Origin of the sequence: Atribacter sp. (genome assembly GCF_035418125.1) — a bacterium.
In the GTDB taxonomy this organism is placed as follows: Bacteria; Atribacterota; Atribacteria; order Atribacterales; family Atribacteraceae; genus Atribacter; species Atribacter allofermentans.
This window is the reverse complement of sequence record NZ_DAOLQM010000237.1, coordinates 1-3,437: the sequence shown is the minus strand read 5'-3', so window position 1 is coordinate 3,437 and position 3,437 is coordinate 1. Positions and strand designations below refer to the sequence as shown.

The 3,437-nt window shown below is 41.4% G+C and carries 4 protein-coding genes; 3 read left to right on the top strand and 1 reads right to left on the bottom strand.

From position 1 onward, the window contains the following. Window positions 1-201: 201 nt before the first annotated feature. Window positions 202-399, bottom strand: a complete 198-nt coding sequence (locus tag PLK24_RS09840) for a hypothetical protein (protein ID WP_324478675.1) — start codon at window positions 397-399, stop codon at window positions 202-204. A 303-nt stretch (window positions 400-702) separates the two neighbouring features. Here PLK24_RS09840 and rpmF point away from each other — a divergent pair, with 303 nt between their 5' ends. From rpmF to fabK, 3 genes are all read left to right on the top strand, one after another. Beyond that, window positions 703-882: a 50S ribosomal protein L32 gene (rpmF, locus tag PLK24_RS09835; RefSeq protein ID WP_324478673.1), complete on the top strand. Its 180-nt coding sequence runs from the start codon at window positions 703-705 to the stop codon at window positions 880-882. 12 nt (window positions 883-894) lie between these two features. Beyond that, window positions 895-1,881: a phosphate acyltransferase PlsX gene (plsX, locus tag PLK24_RS09830; RefSeq protein ID WP_324478672.1), complete on the top strand. Its 987-nt coding sequence runs from the start codon at window positions 895-897 to the stop codon at window positions 1,879-1,881. A 431-nt stretch (window positions 1,882-2,312) separates the two neighbouring features. Then, window positions 2,313-3,257, top strand: coding sequence for an enoyl-[acyl-carrier-protein] reductase FabK (gene fabK, locus PLK24_RS09825; protein ID WP_324478670.1), 945 nt, complete (start codon window positions 2,313-2,315; stop codon window positions 3,255-3,257). Window positions 3,258-3,437 lie beyond the last annotated feature (180 nt).

Sequence of the window (3,437 nt, the reverse complement as noted above, 5' to 3'; positions counted from 1 at the left end):
GTTTTCATTTTTTAATATAACAGGGTAAGCCTGGTGTTGCACTCAGCATCAGATGAGGATGAAAACCAAGATTCGACATGCCATGGTAGGTTGCTACATTAATTAAAGAATGGGCACAATACATTGTGCCCCTACAATTTTATATTCTTTGGTAGGGGCTTGGTTTATCATGCCCGTGAATTTTCAGGATAGACTTTCATGCTACTTTCGTGGCACCAGATAAGGATGAAAATATTTATCAAAAACCGTCATTGCGAGGAGGCCAACCGTTCTTTGGTTGGACGACGTGGCAATCTCATTAATTGGAATCAGTGAGACGTGAGTCGAATAAAAGTAACAGCGATTGATGATCATAACGACCATCTGGTGATTCTTTTCAGAAAGACTTGAAGATTTCATTCTTGATCACTTTTTTGTGTTAAAAAGAAAAAGATGAGATCCTCACGGCTTCAAAAAACGAAGCCTCAGGATGACGCCTATGGCGTCAGATGAGATCCCCACGCGGGAAAGCACCGCTCAGGATGACACCTGTGGCATCAGATAAGATCCTCACGGCTTCTGAATACGAGGCCACAGGATGACGGAATTTTTAAGCATTAGGATATTTTCAGGATAGAATAGATTACTAATTATATGTGGTTGATTTTAAGATAAAATGATTACCTGAATTCAAAAGATACACTTTTAAGGGAGGATATATACATGGCAAATCTTACCAATAAAACTTCACGATCTAATCGTGATAAAAGAAGAACTCATTGGGTTGTAAAGGCTCCAAATTTGATTGAATGTTCCCATTGTCACGCTTTTCGTCTTTCGCACCGGGTTTGTCCAGCATGTGGATATTATAATGGGAAGCAGGTTATAAAATCTAAAGAATAACCGGAGAAAAGTATGAAAATTGCCGTTGACGCATGGGGAGGAGATTATGCCCCGGTAGAAATATTGAAGGGTATTAAAAATGCGGTTTTAGATGATTTGGAGTTAGTCGTTATTGGCTCGAAGCAGAAATTATCTCCTCTCTATATCGAATTAAATATGGAAGAAGACCGCTTTCCGATTGAAGACACACCCCAAGTCATTGAAATGAAAGAGCATCCAGCTGAGGCTATTCGAAAAAAACCTCAATCGACGATTGTTCGTGGAGTACAGCTCTTAGCTCAGAAAAAAATCGATGCTTTCATATCGGCTGGGAATAGTGGAGCTTTAATGGCCGCTGCTTGGTTTGGTCTGCAAAGAATTGCTGATATTGAGCGTCCAGCGATTGCTACTTTGATACCGAATGTAAAATCGAGCACGGTTTTGCTTGATGTTGGAGCCAATGTTGATTGTAAGCCTAAGCAGCTCCTCCATTTTGGTGTTATGGGAGCAGAGTATGCCAAAGCGGCTTTAAATATCGAACGTCCCCGAGTAGGGCTTTTGACAATCGGAGAAGAAGAAGGAAAAGGAAACGAGCTAGTAAAGAGTGCTTATCAATATTTTAAAAATCGCTGTGATTTTCTAAATTTTGAATTTATTGGAAACGTTGAAGGCCAGGACATTGTCGATGGGAAAGCAGACGTCGTTGTCTGTGATGGTTTTACTGGAAATGCCTTGTTAAAATTTGGAGAAGGTCTTCTTGAGTTTATTAATAATATGTTATTTTTACACATAACCGATGAGCAGCTCCGAAAAAGACTGAAAGAAGTGTGGAAAAGATTTGATCGAAGCGAAATTGGTGGTGCTCCCCTGTTAGGAGTAGAAGGCATCTGTATGGTTTGTCACGGAAAATCACAGGCTCGAGATCTCACCAGTGCTATTTTCCGGGCGAAAGATTTAGTCGAGCAAAAAATGGCAGAAAGAATTCGTGATGGTTTATCACATCTTAACTATATCCAATAAAAGGAATAAAAGGTATGCTGTTCCCCATTTGGAAACATTGCTTTAAAAGGCAGATAATGATATATAAAAGAAGGGACTCAAACCCGGCTATGGGAATCGATGGTATTGAAAATAGGTACGCATACTACCAATTTGCATGAGATGAGAATGAAAACCCGGAAATCTTTAAACTCCTTCTCCCTCACTTTTTTCCTCTCCCACCAGGAGAGAGGAAAAAAAGAGGAACGAGGGCTCAGGATGACACCTGCGGTGTCAGATGAGATCCTTATGTGGAATAGCGCCGTTCAGGTAAACGACTTTATTATTAGATATATGAGCCATGACCTCGTAGTGGGAGGTTTTAAGGAAAATATTCTATTAATACCATTTCGCATCTAAAAAGATAAGGGATACTGATTATTATAGCTGGACTGAAACGAAGGAGAGATAGAATGGAGACTCGTGTCACCAAACTATTAGGAATAGATTATCCCATTCTGCAAGGGGGTATGGCTTGGGTTTCAACAGCTCCCCTGGTAGCAGCAGTTTCCAATGCAGGTGGGCTGGGGTTTATTGGAGCTGGTGGAATGGATGCGGATGAGCTTAGGGAGAACATCCACCAGGTTCGAATCAAAACTGAAAAACCATTCGGAGTGAACCTCATGCTTCTTTCTCCCTATATCAATGAACAAATCGAAGTTGTTAAAGAAGAACGAGTCCCAATCGTAACCACCGGCGCCGGGAACCCATCTCGCTTAATTGATGATTTTTCCAAAAGAGGGATTGTAACCATCCCAGTTGTTGCATCGGTTCAATTAGCGAAAAGGCTGGTCCGTCATGGTATTCAGGCTATTATTGCCGAAGGAATGGAATCGGGAGGTCATATCGGAGAGATAACCACCATGTGTCTCGTACCGCAAATGGTTGATGCGCTTGATATCCCAGTCATTGCGGCAGGAGGTATTGGTGATGGCCGTGGGATGGCAGCAGCATTTGCCCTGGGAGCAGAAGGAGTACAGGTTGGAACCCGTTTTGTCTGTTCGAATGAATGTAATATTCATCCTTATTACAAAGAAGCAATAGTCAATTCGCAAGAACGATCGACCATAATGACCGGAATGAGCACCGGTCATCCAGTTCGTTGTTTAAAAAATAAATTGACCAGAAAGTTTGAAGAATTAGAAACACTTCGAGCAAGCCGAGAAGAAATAGAAGCTTTAGGTTCAGGAAGTTTGCGGCGAGCCGTCTGTGAAGGCGATGTTGAAGAGGGTTCGGTAATGGCTGGTCAAATTTCGGGATTGATTCAGGATATTAAACCTGTTTCTGAAATTATCCAAACTATGCTTATAGAATTTCAAAATACCCTTACTCGACTCGCCCTTTTTAAAAAGGAGTAAGTATTCAATGGATGAATGGGTATTTCTTTTTCCTGGACAAGGATCGCAACGAGTGGGTATGGTGCAAGATTTTTTAGATCACTATCCCCAGCAAACCAGAGGTTTTTTTAATATTGCTCAGGAAAAAACCGGAGTTGACCTCCTCAAGCTTTCTTTAGATGGTCCCGAGGAGGAGTTGAA

Excerpts from the sequence above, each read along its gene's own strand:
- PLK24_RS09840 (WP_324478675.1), bottom strand. The coding sequence starts at position 399 with ATGAAATCTTCAAGTCTTTCTGAAAAGAATCACCAGATGGTCGTTATG.
- rpmF (WP_324478673.1), top strand. The coding sequence starts at position 703 with ATGGCAAATCTTACCAATAAAACTTCACGATCTAATCGTGATAAAAGA.
- plsX (WP_324478672.1), top strand. The coding sequence starts at position 895 with ATGAAAATTGCCGTTGACGCATGGGGAGGAGATTATGCCCCGGTAGAA.
- fabK (WP_324478670.1), top strand. The coding sequence starts at position 2,313 with ATGGAGACTCGTGTCACCAAACTATTAGGAATAGATTATCCCATTCTG.